Here is a 12,984-nt window from a genome sequence, read left to right on the forward strand (position 1 = left end):
TATCGGTACATGCTGACGGGCAATGTAACATAGCCTATGTCAGGCTTACCATCCGCTTCGGGCATACCGTGACCTGGAGACACCCTATCAAGGCCACGGCATCCATGCCGGTAGCGTTACTGGCGGTAGGCGTATTTGATCTGCTTTATGGTATTATTGAATACTTCAGCCTGTGCGGGATCTTCAAGCTCCGCAATGTATTTTTCCATTTTAATGATGACCTTGCCCGCATCGGCCTGTCCCATCGCTTTCAATATCAATGTCAGCATGGCCTTTAGGCAGTTCACTTCCTGAGCCAAGGTGTTTGCATTGTTATCGGTTAAAAACTCAACGTTACCCATAGAGTCGCCTCGTTGCTATGTTGTCGGTATTGGATATGGCGCGAAATCCCCGGCCATCCTCCCCTGATTTCAGCGGCGATTATAGCAGAATTTGTTTGGGAAATTTAACAAAACAGGATGCACTTACCAGCGAAACGGCAGCTTTTTTGAAAAGGCAATGTGGACCCTAATTCACATGGTTGAGACGGGGGTATCGGGATCGGACAAATAAATTGTTTGGAAGATTATTTCATGATCAGATTAAAAGTAATAACTAATTAAAATGAGTTATTAAATTAACGGATAGGAGAAAACAAAATTTATAATAAACCTCAAATTTTTATCATGCCAATAACCTATTGTATTAATTATATATTTTCTATTAATAATTTTTGTCTTTCAACAAAAATTATTCTGCTTATTTAAGGCGGACGTGTCTATGGCCGCCATGGTCGTGTAGTAAAGTACACCGGTTATCTGATTTTAACGAAATTCTCTTGCGGTGCGAGAACCTATCTGTCTAAAATGGGCGATAACAGACGTCGATGCTGAATTTTATAGTACAAGCGGATAAACTTTATTCATTATTTACTTAAAAAGTAGTAATATTAAGTCATAAATATTTGATTCGCTTTACATCACTCCCTCATTTTGGAGATTTTCTCTTTGATAAGCGTTTTTCTTGTTGATGACCACGAATTGGTGCGTGCAGGGATACGACGCATTCTTGAAGATATCAAAGGCTTTAAAGTCGTTGGCGAGGCCCAGTGTGGCGAAGACGCGGTGAAATGGTGCCGGGCCAACTGCGTGAACGTTGTGTTGATGGATATGAACATGCCCGGCATCGGCGGGCTTGAAGCGACCCGAAAAATTATACGCTTTTCTCCGGACATTAAAGTCATTATGCTTACCATTCACACCGAGAATCCGCTACCAGCCAAAGTCATGCAGGCTGGTGCAGCGGGTTACCTGAGCAAGGCTGCGGCGCCTCAGGAAGTGATCTGTGCGATACGTTCCGTTAATGCGGGAAAGCGTTACATTGCTTCGGACATTGCACAGCAGATGGCATTGAGTCAGCTTGAGCCCCAGGCCGTGACGCCTTTCGAGTGTCTGTCGGAGCGTGAATTGCAAATCATGCTGATGATTACCAAAGGCCAGAAAGTAAATGAAATTTCCGAACAGCTCAATCTGAGTCCCAAAACGGTAAATAGCTACCGTTACAGGATGTTCAGTAAACTTAACATCGGCGGCGATGTTGAGTTAACGCACCTGGCGATTCGTCATGGGCTGTTCAACGCGGAGACATTGTTAAGTAGTGACTGATAGCTTCAACGCAAAAGAATTCCTCAAAACCGTCACCAGTCAGCCCGGCGTCTACCGTATGTATGATGCCGCTGAGACTGTCATCTATGTCGGCAAGGCCAAGGACCTGAAAAAACGTCTGACGAGTTACTTTCGTCTTCAGGTCGGCAGTCGCAAAACCGAAGCCCTGGTTAAAAGCATTGCGCAAATCGATGTCACCATTACCCATACCGAGACGGAAGCGTTGTTGCTCGAGCACAACTATATAAAGTTGTATCAGCCTCGCTATAATGTCCTGCTGCGGGATGATAAGTCTTATCCTCTGATTTTTCTCAGTAGCGATATCCACCCCCGCCTGGGTTTCCACCGCGGCGCTAAACATGCCAAAGGCGAATATTTCGGTCCGTTTCCCAATGGTTATGCCGTCAGGGAAACATTGGCTTTGCTGCAAAAGCTTTTCCCCATTCGACAGTGCGAGGATAGCGTTTATCGCAACCGTTCCCGTCCTTGTCTGCAATATCAGATTGGTCGTTGCCTCGGGCCCTGTGTGAAGGGACTGGTGAGTGACGAGGAGTATCAGCAGCAGGTGGAGTACGTGCGCCTGTTTCTCTCCGGCAAGGACCAGCAGGTCATGAATCAGCTGGTGGAACGGATGGAGCTGGCGAGCCGGGCATTGAATTTTGAAGATGCCGCGCGTGCCCGCGATCAGATCCAAGCGGTTAGGCGTGTTACCGAAAAGCAGTTCGTTACCGGAGATCATGAGGATCTGGATGTTATCGGCGTGGCATTTGAGGCGGGCATGGCCTGTGTGCATGTGCTATTTATCCGGCAGGGCAAAGTGTTAGGCAGCCGCAGTTATTTTCCCAAGGTGCCATTGGGTACCGAACTCTCAGAGGTGGTTCAGACCTTCGTCGGCCAGTTTTATTTGCAGGGGAGCCAGATGAGAACCTTGCCCGGTGAAATCCTGTTGGATTTTTCCTTATCGGAAAGCGACTTGTTAGCCGAGTCCCTAAGCAGCCTGGCAGGGCGAAAAATTCATATCCAGGCGCATCCGCGGGGTGACCGCGCCCGGTATCTGAAACTGTCCCGGACCAACGCCGCCACCGCTTTGGTGACCAAGCTCTCCCAGCAGTCGACCATTCACCAGCGGCTGAAGGCCTTGGGGGAACTGCTGGGTGTAGAGTCCATTAACCGGATGGAGTGTTTTGACATCAGCCATACCATGGGCGAACAGACCATAGCTTCATGTGTGGTGTTTGACTCCAACGGGCCGGTGCGCGCCGAATACCGGCGATTCAATATCGAAGGCATAACGCCCGGTGACGACTACGCCGCCATGTCCCAGGTCCTGCGCCGGCGTTACGGCAAGGCGCTGGAAGAGAATAAAATCCCCGATGTGGTGATTATCGACGGCGGCAAAGGCCAATTGGGCATGGCCTTGGATGTCTTCAATGAACTGGACGTTCCCTGGGATAAATCGCGTGTCATATTACTTGGCGTGGCGAAAGGGGCGGATCGGAAAGCAGGTCTGGAGACGTTATTTTTGAAACCTCATGGCGAAGGGATCTCCTTGTCGTCCGATTCCCCCGCGCTGCATGTGATCCAGCATATCCGCGATGATTCGCATAATCATGCCATCACCGGCCATCGCAACAAACGTGCGAAAGTGAAAAATACCAGCGCATTGGAATTAATTGAAGGCGTCGGCCCCAAACGTCGCCAAACCCTGTTAAAATACATGGGCGGTTTACAGCCTTTAAGGAACGCCAGTCTTGAGGAAATTGCTAAGGTGCCCGGTATCTCTAATGCATTAGCAGAAAAAATTTTTAATGCATTGAAACACTAACCGCAATGTAGCAACATACTCATCAATCCACTCCAGCCAGATAGTTACCTATAGTGCTATGCAATTGAATATACCGACTTGGCTTACATTGTTACGTGTCGTAATGATACCGTTTTTTGTACTGGCGTTTTATTTGCCTTTTTATTGGGCGCCGCTGGTATGTGCTTTGATTTTTATTCTGGCGGCGGTAACCGATTGGTTTGACGGCTTTCTTGCCCGACGCTGGAAGCAGACCACCCGTTTTGGGGCGTTTCTGGATCCGGTGGCTGATAAAGTCATGGTGGCTATAGCGCTGGTATTGGTGGCCGAGCATTTTCATTCGTGGTGGATAACCTTGCCTGCCGCCACCATGATCGCTCGGGAAATCATCATTTCCGCCCTTCGCGAGTGGATGGCTGAAATAGGCAAACGCAGCAGCGTGGCGGTCTCCTGGATTGGTAAAGTCAAAACCACCGCTCAAATGCTGGCATTGGTGGCCCTTTTGTGGCGCCCCGATCAATGGGTAGCGGGTGTCGGTATTGCGGCACTGTACGTCGCCGCAGTGTTGACATTTTGGTCCATGTTCCAGTATTTGAACGCGGCTCGCCATGATTTGTTTGAACACTGATATAAGCGCCGTAAAAATCAACAAACGAGCATCACGGCGCGATAATTCTGTTGACTCGTAACGTCAGGTCAGTAGAATGCAACGCATCGAAAGCAACGACTGATTGCTTAAAGATGATAGTAAAAACAGCGAGTTTGATAGCTGGTTTGTCAAGTGGTTTTCATCGATGCGGGAATAGCTCAGTGGTAGAGCACAACCTTGCCAAGGTTGGGGTCGCGAGTTCGAGCCTCGTTTCCCGCTCCAGATGTACAACGAAGCCTTGATATAAGGCAGTAAAGGCGCGTTGGCAGAGTGGCCATGCAGCGGATTGCAAATCCGCCTACCTCGGTTCGACTCCGGGACGCGCCTCCAAGTATTGAATTTCCCGACGCCCGGGTGGTGGAATCGGTAGACACAAGGGATTTAAAATCCCTCGGCTTTATGGCTGTACGGGTTCAAGTCCCGTCCCGGGTACCACACCGAATTCGTAATAAAAACAAAGTAGTATGAGTAACATTGATGCCGTCGAGAGACGGTTTTTTTATGCCTGCGATTTGCCAAAATCTCCCGAAAGTGACTACATTCTGACTAAATTAGTGAAATATCATGCTTTTTTTCTTAAAATATTAGCTATATACGCTGATTTTGCTTAAATGGAATGTCCGCATGCTATGCGGGAATGCCCGTCCCCAGTGATATTCAAGCCACTTTTGCTTTTCTAGGCCTGCCGCCTAATTTTCCATTCGCCTTTGAAGCAGCGCTTTTTTTCTCGGAGGTTGCTGAACCGCCTTTGCGGCCCAGTTCGCGCGCCATCCATTTGCTGGTTCCGGTATAGCCATCCATTATCGCCGGGATAAAGACATCGGCGTCGATGGCGGGGAAGTAGAGCCCATTGCCCAGCGGCGTAATCTCTATGTCTTCCAGTTCCGCAGCACTAGCAGTGCTTAATCCCTGCACGATGGCTGGTGGTATGGCCAGCTCGATACCGGATGCCAACGTCACGATGACGCGTTGCGATTTGGCATCGTAGCGGGCCGCAATGGCCCGTAAAGGGCTATTCATCGTTTCCTGGCCGCGCTGTACAGCGGCATCAATTTGTAATTTAGTTGCCATGGATTTGCTCCCATGCTGACTGTAGTTGTGGCAGTTGGTTAAGAAGCTCCTTTTCGATCTCCGCCAGTTCCTTAGGTTTTACGCCAATCATTTCTCTGAGCTCAATGTTGTCTTTTAGCAAAACGAAAACAACCTGCCCGTTGGCACCGATAACATGTACATGCGGTGGTAAATGATCCATGGTGTAAATCATCACCCGCCATCCTTTAAATCTGAAAATTGTTGGCATGGGCAACATAAACCTAAACGTTTAGGTTATTTTAGACGGCATTTTGTCAGATTGCAATGCGTTGGGGAGGCCGTTGATAGAGTCAAAGGTGATGACTACCGCAACCGCATAGGCACCAATTAACCCGCCATCATGATTTGTAAACGGCTGATTTTACACAATTATTTTATTTTGTTATTGTGCTGAGGGTTTTTAAAATCCCTCGGCTTTATGGCTGTACGGGTTCAAGTCCCGTCCCGGTGCCAACCAATAATTCATAATAAAAACAAAGTGATAGGAGTAACATTGATGCCGTCGAGAGACGGTTTTTTTATGCCAGTTTTTCGCCATTCCTAAGAAAGGATCCTAAGATGTTTTCCGCACCGCGCATAATCATTAATATATTCTGACCGCCCACCAAACGTTGTACTGTAAAAGGGGCGACATGCAATGCTCGGGATAACTCACGAATGCCGATATTCAAATCGTCCAGGGTCTCTGCAACGATTTCACCGGGGTGCGGCGGATTGAACATCGTCATCAGTGATAATCCTTATAGTTAACGATATAGGCGTTGCCGTCCATAACTGACAGACGTAAGCGAAGTTTACCAGAATGCTTCGCATCGATTTGTGCTTTAGTTGCCGGATGCACTCCCATGCTGTTGTTATGGAGTTGTTCAACAAGCTCCTGTTCGATCTGCGCAAGTTACCGCACGTCTCCTCGACTGGGTGTTGATATGCCTCCAGACGCGGTCTAGACCATAAAATATTGCACCTAAACCGCCGACAAAAAAACCAACCGGCCAGTTTGTCAAATAGGAGAGGGCGATGGCGGTCCACACGGTGACCAGCGAAAGGACGACCGAGAGTAGGGTTGCCCGCAACGGACTGTCCGTCAGGGTCCGCGCGACGGCAGCCGGCCCGACCATCAGGCTGAATACCAATAGTGCACCCACTACCGGCAATGAGAGCGCCGTGGCAAGCGCCAAGATCGTCAGGAACCAGAGCTCCATGCGCCGTGAACTCACCCCTTGGACTTCAGCCAGCTCGGGGGATATAGAGCAGAGTAATAACGGGCGAAAAAATACCGCGGCAATCGCAACCGAAAGGGAGCCAATGGCCGCAACGGGGAGTATCTCGGTTGTGCTGACGCCGAGGACTTCGCCGAACAGCAAGGCATAGACTTGCTGTGAATACTGTTTGCACATGCTCAAAAAAAGCGTTCCAAGGGCGAGCAGCATCACCAGGGAAAGCGCCGTTGCGACCTCATGGCGACCCAGACGACCGAGCTGGCTTATCCCGATGACACCGAGTCCGGCAAATGCAATCAGGCCAAAGAGCGTATTCACCCCGAGCAGACTTGCCAGCGCGGCTCCGGGAAATGTACCCAAGGGCAAGGTATGAGCAGCGAAAGAGGAGCTTCGTATCACGACAAAAAAGCCGACAAAACCGGCCACTGCCGCCACAAGAGTGGCGACAATCCAGGTATTGATCATAATACTTGAGAACATGAGCCGGCCTCCCTTAGCCACTGAATCCACCCTGTTACGATATACAATACAAAAATGAGCAAAACGATAAAAAAGCTCACCGGCCAACCGTGGCCGGGGGTCCAATAAAAGCTGTCATATGCCAGGAAAATGCCGCCCCAGGTGGTTATAAGGCCTATCGATGCAGCGAGTATCAGTGCCTGGCCAGGTCTCTTCACCAGACGTAGGGCGATCGCCGCCGGACCGATCAATAGCGCGGTGGATAAAACCGCACCAACCGTCATAGCGGAAAGCGCCACTGCCAGCGCCAATATCAGAAGATGAAGCAAACCAATCAAACGCACCCGAATGCCGCTTACAAGCGCAAGTTCGCTATCCAGAGAACAAAGAAGCAACGGGCGATAAAGTAGCGCGACCATAAACAACGCGCCAAAACCGATGATCAGGGCAAGAGGGATAGTGGATGGGGGAATGGTAAACATCGATCCGAACATGACGCTGACCGCCGCTCCGGTTGTGCTGTGGGTGATGACGTCAAAATAGAGAAATAACGCTGATAGGCCAAGTCCCGCGCCTAATATGATTCCGGTTATCAGGTCCCGTTCCCGGGCCCGACGAATGCCGATAAATTCTATTCCTGCCGCCGCTAGCAGCGCCAAGCCAAGGAATCCGGCAAGCGGATTGATCCCCAGCAGAAAGGACAGCGATCCACCCGCGCTGCTGATGTCGGCAAGCGCATGGCCTGCGAACGACTGGCCGCGGATAACGGTAAATACGCCAATCACGCCTGACATCACGGCGGCGCCGCCGCCGATGATCGCCGCCGTACGGACGGGGTCACTTGAAAAGATACCGGCTTCAACAACTGCATGTAAAAGAGAAGACATGATTGATTAGATGATCCCGGGGTTATGTATTAGATTCGATTCAACGGTACGTTGGCCGTCAGTAACGGCTGTGGCCGCGATGACCAAAATCCTTCCGCTCACCCGGATGACATCAATGTGGTAGCCATAGAGTTTACTCAACACCTCCGTTCGTACGACGTCTTCGGTATTCCCGCTTACGGCCCGTCCATTGGCCAGGTATACGATGCGATCCATGACTGAAAGCAAAGGATTCATGTCATGGGCGGAAAGTAAAAGCGTCACGTTATGCTCGACGGATAACCGGCGTAACAGCGACACAATTTCGGCAACGCTGCCCATATCGAGATTGGCCAGCGGTTCATCCAATAATAAAAGACGAGGCTGTCGTATCAACGCATGGGCAATCAGTACGCGTTGCTGTTGGCCGCCCGACAGGCTGCCGACACGTTTGTCGGCAAAACTCGCCGCACCGACCGCGTTGAGCATCTCATCCACTTTATTGCTGCGTTCTTTGGACGAAAAGGGGAAACCGAGCCGATGGCCATCAAGACCAAGAGCAATCAGATCTCTCGCACGCAGCGGAACTTCAGGGTCAAACAGGATTTTTTGCGGTACATAGCCCACCGAGGTATGACCGGAGCGACCGGAGGCGTCATTGATAATGATGCTTCCCTGGTTAAGCGCTTGAAAGCCCAGGATAGTCCGCAGCAGCGTGGTTTTACCGGAACCATTGGCGCCGATGAGTCCGCAAAATTCACCTGCTTTAAGGGAGAAGCACACCTGCTGAAGAACCGTACGCCCGGAAAATGAAACGCTCGCGTTATTCACCACGAGCAATTCGCTCTCTTTGCCCGCCATTTTATTGGCCCGCCTTCAGAGCCTCGGTTGAGACATTGTCGGTTACTGCTTTGTTCAAGGCGTTAATTTCGGCCAACATCCAGGATTGGTAGTGATATCCCGGCGTCGGCATGGTTTCGTAAACACCGACAACGGGAATACTATTTTGTTTGGCCAAAGAGAGGAACGATTGGGTTAACGGATCCGTAACCTGCTGGTTATAAACGAATACCTTAACCTTATGGTCATTGAAAAGTGCGTTTTGCGCCGTGATGTCCTGAGGCGACGGATCGGTGCCATTCATGACAGCCGCCTCAAGATTGAACGGCGTCGCAATATTGGCGCCGGCCGCTTTGAGCAAATAATCTGCCACCGGCTCGGTAACGGCGACAGGGGTATCTCCATGGTCTTTTTTGAACGCGGCAACGGCGTTTGTCCATGGCGTAAGCGAAGCATCAAATTTTTTCAGATTGGCCTGGAAATAGGCAGCCTGCGTCGGCATCAGGGATGAGAGGTCGGCGGCGATTGCTTTAGCCACCGCCGGCATCGTCGTCGGGTTGTACCATAAATGGGGATTGGGGGTATTGTCTGGTAGGCCAAGAAGCTGCTGGACATCAATAACCTTTCTATCGGGATTTGGCGCGGCGGCGATGATTTTGTCAGTCCACGAATCATAGCCGATGCCGTTTTTGACGATCAAATCGGTATGGGCGATATTTGCCGCTATCTGGGGGCTGGCTTCAAAGGTATGGGGATCGGTATTGGGATCTGTTTCGATCGCCGTGACCTGAGCGTATTTGCCGCCAATCTGGGAAATGACATCGGCATATTCATTTTCAACGCCAATGGCCTTGACGGTCCCGGTTATCGCGGCAAAGGCGCCGCCGCTAGGTATCATGGACAAAAGCAACACGGTCCATAGCCCCTTTAACGCGGTTTTCCCGGTGTCTTTCTTAACCGAGCAGGCTCGTTGACTGCTTAAGGAAGCATTATGGACGCGGGACATGGAGCGCTGTGAAAAAAAATCTATTAATTTCATTATAGTAACCTATGCATGATTTATGGGGTAATGTTATGAGATTGGTTTAATTGATATGTTATAACATTACTTATTGGATTATTATAGATTTTGTTATGTTTTTTTTTGCACCTATAAGCAGAGCAGCGACTGGAGTAAAGAGATAAGCGATTTGATATATTCAATGAAATGATATTTGAGGGGAGCCCCAGGTAAAAAGCGCCGTGGTTATCTTAGCTGGGGGAGACCATACAGATTGCAGGTAAACAAGAGGGGAGGTTTGGTTATCATGTCGGCACTCCTTTGCCGGCGCGGTAGTGGATAGGCAAAAAACGTTTAAACGTAAATATCAATTTGATTGCTGCTGCTGTTGCCGTCATTGCTGCTGCTGCTGCTGCTTGTGCTTGTGCTGCTGTTTTGTACGGAGGCAGCAGGCTGAGCGGTGTTGCTCTGCTCTGCTTGCTGCTGCAGGGCGCTCACTTGGGCTTCCAGCATTTTGATTTGTCCCTCGATAAGCTGCGCCTGTTCCTGTTTTTGATCGGCGGGCAGACTGGATTCGGCCAACGTGGACAACTGCTTTGTTAGTTTGGCGATCTGCTTCTCGATATTACTGATTTGGGAAGAGGCATTACTGCCGCCGCCTGAAGACACCGGTAGCACGGATGTGGAAATTGTATTGGACAAGGCCGCTCTCCTGTTTGAAGGTATTTACATGTTATCGGCAGGCTGATGTTTCGCTTCAGGGGGGAAACGTAAAGGAATAGCAAAGGAATGGTAAAAAAAACGGGTGAATGGCACAGGCAATACAGATAATCATTCGCTGCAAAAAGCGAGCACGGTAGCGATACAGGCAATGGACTTTTGGTGATGAGCGCGGGCATTAATTGCCATTTTACGAACATGGCGGAAATACCCCACGGCGACAACCAAGCCTGCATTACCAAGACGTTATGATCGTCCTTTCTAACGTCTGATGGACGGCTATGTTAAATAAGAGTTAAATCCAGAGGTGTGAAGTCCATTATAAAATCAAACGTTAAGCCTTAAATAATAATACATTACCAAAACATTTTGACTAATACGCAACCGAACACAATGCCGGCAAACGCTAACGCCCAGCAAAATTTCAACAACATCAAATCAGTTTTCGCTACATTTTCCATGATAATTCCCTCAACTATATTGTGATATTGGTCACTATTTTATGGGGAAATTGCCTTCATAAAGTGTGATTAACATCACATTTAAATGATTTGTCATACAAAATTATGAGATGAACGCCTGTCTGTTCAAAAGACACTCAGGTACGCCTGTAAGCGATATAAAAACGAGTACGCAGTCATTTGGAAAGAGTACGGGGTTTAATGATTGCTGGCACATTATTGCACTCGAATTATTTATTTCATCTGAGATTACCGATACATCAAAGATGTCTTGTTCAAGTTCTGCCGGTGGATAGCTGCCATGAAACGGGCAAATAAAAACGTAGCTAACCCAGCATAACGATCGGTTATAACGCCGTGATTAATTCAAACCCGTCATTCCGCTGATATATGCAAATGCAATCGACTTTTACGGACCTTTACCGTTCCTGTTAAAAAACAGACATTCAGTGGCTATATTTTTGATAAAAAAAAGCCGACACTTCTTCTGATTATCCTCATAGGATGGCATCAGTGAAATTAGAAAAATTCTACTCTATTCCCGGCAATCATGATGTTACCGCCAAGGTCACCATTTTTTTTACCGGTTTTATTTACATTGAATTGATCGGTTTGCATTGCCAGCTGCGGGCCCATGCCGATGAGCTTGAATGCCGGTTATTTACCGATGCGGATCGGCATAATGAAATGGAACTGAAGTGTTGCGCAAAAAAAAGCAGCGTGCCTTTGTGGAAACTGCACCTGTTCCAGCAGGACGCAGCGGAATTGATGTCATTGATCCAGTGGCGGGAGCATACCCTTAATTATTTTAAACAGGAGGGTTAACGTTTGCCTGGGCTTGAAAATGATGAAAAGTCAACAGCCCGTAAGGGCTGATGACTTGGAAAATCGGCCGGAATAAGATGTCTGGGCTTGCTTACTCAGTAAAAAACTCTACTTTCCCCGCGGCCAGATCATACATGGAACCGACAATTTTTAGTTTGCCGTCGGATTCCAGTTTATTGAGAATATCGCTTTTCCTGATCTCATCCATGGTTAATTTGACATTGGTCCTGGCGACGGCGTCGACAAACTCGTCGTTACTGCTGGTCCTTTCTTTGGTATATTCCGTTTTATCAATGGCCGGCTTGATTTTATCCAGCAAGCCGGTTAGATGTCCCAGTTGAACGTTATCAATCGCTCCCTTGACAGCGCCGCAGGCCGTATGCCCCATAACCAGGATAACTTTGGCCCCCGCGGCGGCACAGGCGAACTCAAGGCTGCCGAGAATATCATCGTTGGCGATATTGCCGGCAATGCGGCTGTTAAAGGCCTCGCCTATGCCGGTATCGAGAATGATCTCCGCGGGCGCGCGGGAGTCGATGCAGCTCAGGATAACGGCAGAGGGGAATTGGCCTGCGGCGCTGCTGCGTTTTTGCGCCAGGTAGTTATGCTGATGAGCCTTGCCGCTATGAAAACGGATGTTTCCCTGCTTCAGTCCCTCGATGATTTCATCGGGCGTCAACTTATCCCTGGCTTCTCTGGTCATCGCCGCCGCATAAGAAAGGGAAGGTATACCGACACTCATGACACCGGCGATGCCTAAAATGGAGAGTCCGGCTGCCCGCTTTATTAAAGTGCGCCGCGTAGGTTCTGATGATGGCAATGTGTCTTTATACATCATTTACTCCAGTGGTTAGAATAAATTCTAACAGCTCGATGATATTAGAGTTGATGGTGGATTATTGTTTCGCTGCGCAAAATTTATAACGCTTCGGCATTCTAAGAGAAGAAGGGGCGCGATAATGTGATAAATGTAGTTATTTCATCATAGCGTTTATATTTTTGGCTATTGCTGGGGAGATAGTTTGATATTTGGAATCAGTATCACGCATATTGATTAATAAGGGTTATTCAATAGTGTGGTAATATTTATCCCTCTGATAATGAAGATTATTTAACATTAAAAAATATATTCTTTGCTAAAAAGTGTATCATGTAAAAATATTAAATATTGACGCGCAGGGTAGCTTATATAAGTCTTGTTGATGTTATAAATGAACATATGACTTATGTGAAGTATTGTATCTTTTGGCCCCTGTCAGGATATGGGGTTTTGTAGGCGTGATTCTTATGAATAAAGCTGATTATTATGAGTGTTATTTGAGCAGTTATTACCGTATTTATGGCTAATTGGGCCGGTGAAAATGGCGCATTGATTAACTTGGCGGGGTGCCGCGTCAGAAAAAAG

At 48.5% G+C, this 12,984-nt stretch carries 13 protein-coding genes, 3 tRNA genes and 1 pseudogene; 7 read left to right on the forward strand and 10 right to left on the reverse strand.

Annotated features, from left to right (window positions below; all coding sequences use genetic code 11):
• Nucleotides 1-116: 116 nt before the first annotated feature.
• Nucleotides 117-341, reverse strand: coding sequence for a DUF2594 family protein (locus tag ACL2XO_RS10025; protein ID WP_214513854.1), 225 nt, complete (start codon nucleotides 339-341; stop codon nucleotides 117-119).
• A 645-nt stretch (nucleotides 342-986) separates the two neighbouring features.
• Between ACL2XO_RS10025 and uvrY the strand changes: the two genes are divergently transcribed.
• From uvrY to ACL2XO_RS10055, 6 genes are all read left to right on the forward strand, one after another.
• Nucleotides 987-1,643, forward strand: coding sequence for a UvrY/SirA/GacA family response regulator transcription factor (gene uvrY, locus ACL2XO_RS10030; protein ID WP_413723825.1), 657 nt, complete (start codon nucleotides 987-989; stop codon nucleotides 1,641-1,643).
• Complete coding sequence (gene uvrC / locus ACL2XO_RS10035; RefSeq protein ID WP_413742622.1) at nucleotides 1,636-3,468, forward strand: excinuclease ABC subunit UvrC; 1,833 nt, start codon at nucleotides 1,636-1,638, stop codon at nucleotides 3,466-3,468. Before uvrY ends, uvrC begins: the two co-directional genes overlap by 8 nt.
• 58 nt (nucleotides 3,469-3,526) lie before the next feature.
• Entirely contained in the window at nucleotides 3,527-4,075 is a 549-nt protein-coding gene (gene pgsA, locus ACL2XO_RS10040; RefSeq protein WP_132922572.1) for a CDP-diacylglycerol--glycerol-3-phosphate 3-phosphatidyltransferase, read from the forward strand.
• Nucleotides 4,076-4,243: 168 nt separating this feature from the next.
• Nucleotides 4,244-4,318, forward strand: a tRNA-Gly gene (locus ACL2XO_RS10045).
• 34 nt (nucleotides 4,319-4,352) lie between these two features.
• Nucleotides 4,353-4,426 (forward strand) — tRNA-Cys (locus tag ACL2XO_RS10050).
• Nucleotides 4,427-4,444: 18 nt separating this feature from the next.
• Nucleotides 4,445-4,531 (forward strand) — tRNA-Leu (locus tag ACL2XO_RS10055).
• A 222-nt stretch (nucleotides 4,532-4,753) separates the two neighbouring features.
• On the opposite strand, the gene ACL2XO_RS10060 is transcribed toward ACL2XO_RS10055, so the two are convergent.
• The 8 genes and pseudogenes from ACL2XO_RS10060 to ACL2XO_RS10095 all read right to left on the reverse strand — a co-directional run bounded on the left by ACL2XO_RS10060 (nucleotide 4,754) and on the right by ACL2XO_RS10095 (nucleotide 10,275).
• Nucleotides 4,754-5,167: a DUF2442 domain-containing protein gene (locus ACL2XO_RS10060; protein WP_413742623.1), complete on the reverse strand. Its 414-nt coding sequence runs from the start codon at nucleotides 5,165-5,167 to the stop codon at nucleotides 4,754-4,756.
• Complete coding sequence (locus ACL2XO_RS10065) at nucleotides 5,157-5,360, reverse strand: DUF4160 domain-containing protein (RefSeq protein WP_207917827.1); 204 nt, start codon at nucleotides 5,358-5,360, stop codon at nucleotides 5,157-5,159. Before ACL2XO_RS10065 ends, ACL2XO_RS10060 begins: the two co-directional genes overlap by 11 nt.
• Nucleotides 5,361-5,784: 424 nt before the next feature.
• Nucleotides 5,785-5,916: pseudogene (locus tag ACL2XO_RS10070) on the reverse strand (helix-turn-helix transcriptional regulator); the annotation flags it as partial.
• Nucleotides 5,917-6,054: 138 nt separating this feature from the next.
• Nucleotides 6,055-6,888 (reverse strand): metal ABC transporter permease, encoded by an 834-nt coding sequence (locus ACL2XO_RS10075; protein WP_413742624.1) that lies wholly within the window; start codon nucleotides 6,886-6,888, stop codon nucleotides 6,055-6,057.
• Nucleotides 6,870-7,754, reverse strand: coding sequence for a metal ABC transporter permease (locus ACL2XO_RS10080; RefSeq protein ID WP_413742625.1), 885 nt, complete (start codon nucleotides 7,752-7,754; stop codon nucleotides 6,870-6,872). The genes ACL2XO_RS10075 and ACL2XO_RS10080 overlap by 19 nt, the downstream gene beginning before the upstream one ends.
• A 6-nt stretch (nucleotides 7,755-7,760) precedes the next feature.
• Nucleotides 7,761-8,594: a metal ABC transporter ATP-binding protein gene (locus ACL2XO_RS10085; RefSeq protein WP_413742626.1), complete on the reverse strand. Its 834-nt coding sequence runs from the start codon at nucleotides 8,592-8,594 to the stop codon at nucleotides 7,761-7,763.
• Between the two features lies 1 nt (nucleotide 8,595).
• Nucleotides 8,596-9,612, reverse strand: a complete 1,017-nt coding sequence (locus tag ACL2XO_RS10090) for a metal ABC transporter solute-binding protein, Zn/Mn family (RefSeq protein ID WP_413742627.1) — start codon at nucleotides 9,610-9,612, stop codon at nucleotides 8,596-8,598.
• Nucleotides 9,613-9,927: 315 nt separating this feature from the next.
• Nucleotides 9,928-10,275, reverse strand: coding sequence for a FlxA-like family protein (locus ACL2XO_RS10095; RefSeq protein WP_413742628.1), 348 nt, complete (start codon nucleotides 10,273-10,275; stop codon nucleotides 9,928-9,930).
• A 992-nt stretch (nucleotides 10,276-11,267) separates the two neighbouring features.
• Between ACL2XO_RS10095 and ACL2XO_RS10100 the strand changes: the two genes are divergently transcribed.
• A complete protein-coding gene (locus ACL2XO_RS10100; protein ID WP_132922521.1) occupies nucleotides 11,268-11,579 on the forward strand; it encodes a hypothetical protein in 312 nt (103 codons plus the stop codon).
• Between the two features lie 91 nt (nucleotides 11,580-11,670).
• On the opposite strand, the gene ACL2XO_RS10105 is transcribed toward ACL2XO_RS10100, so the two are convergent.
• Nucleotides 11,671-12,417: a carbonic anhydrase family protein gene (locus tag ACL2XO_RS10105; protein WP_132922520.1), complete on the reverse strand. Its 747-nt coding sequence runs from the start codon at nucleotides 12,415-12,417 to the stop codon at nucleotides 11,671-11,673.
• Between the last annotated feature and the right edge of the window lie 567 nt (nucleotides 12,418-12,984).

Source organism: Sodalis sp. RH15, assembly GCF_047324255.1.
Taxonomy (GTDB): domain Bacteria; phylum Pseudomonadota; class Gammaproteobacteria; order Enterobacterales; family Enterobacteriaceae; genus Acerihabitans; species Acerihabitans ligni.

Bases quoted from the DNA above. Each gene is read 5' to 3' on its own strand.
- ACL2XO_RS10025 (WP_214513854.1), bottom strand. From the start codon at position 341: ATGGGTAACGTTGAGTTTTTAACCGATAACAATGCAAACACCTTGGCT.
- pgsA (WP_132922572.1), top strand. From the start codon at position 3,527: ATGCAATTGAATATACCGACTTGGCTTACATTGTTACGTGTCGTAATG.
- ACL2XO_RS10060 (WP_413742623.1), bottom strand. From the start codon at position 5,167: ATGGCAACTAAATTACAAATTGATGCCGCTGTACAGCGCGGCCAGGAA.
- ACL2XO_RS10065 (WP_207917827.1), bottom strand. From the start codon at position 5,360: ATGATTTACACCATGGATCATTTACCACCGCATGTACATGTTATCGGT.
- ACL2XO_RS10075 (WP_413742624.1), bottom strand. From the start codon at position 6,888: ATGTTCTCAAGTATTATGATCAATACCTGGATTGTCGCCACTCTTGTG.
- ACL2XO_RS10080 (WP_413742625.1), bottom strand. From the start codon at position 7,754: ATGTCTTCTCTTTTACATGCAGTTGTTGAAGCCGGTATCTTTTCAAGT.
- ACL2XO_RS10085 (WP_413742626.1), bottom strand. From the start codon at position 8,594: ATGGCGGGCAAAGAGAGCGAATTGCTCGTGGTGAATAACGCGAGCGTT.
- ACL2XO_RS10090 (WP_413742627.1), bottom strand. From the start codon at position 9,612: ATGAAATTAATAGATTTTTTTTCACAGCGCTCCATGTCCCGCGTCCAT.
- ACL2XO_RS10105 (WP_132922520.1), bottom strand. From the start codon at position 12,417: ATGATGTATAAAGACACATTGCCATCATCAGAACCTACGCGGCGCACT.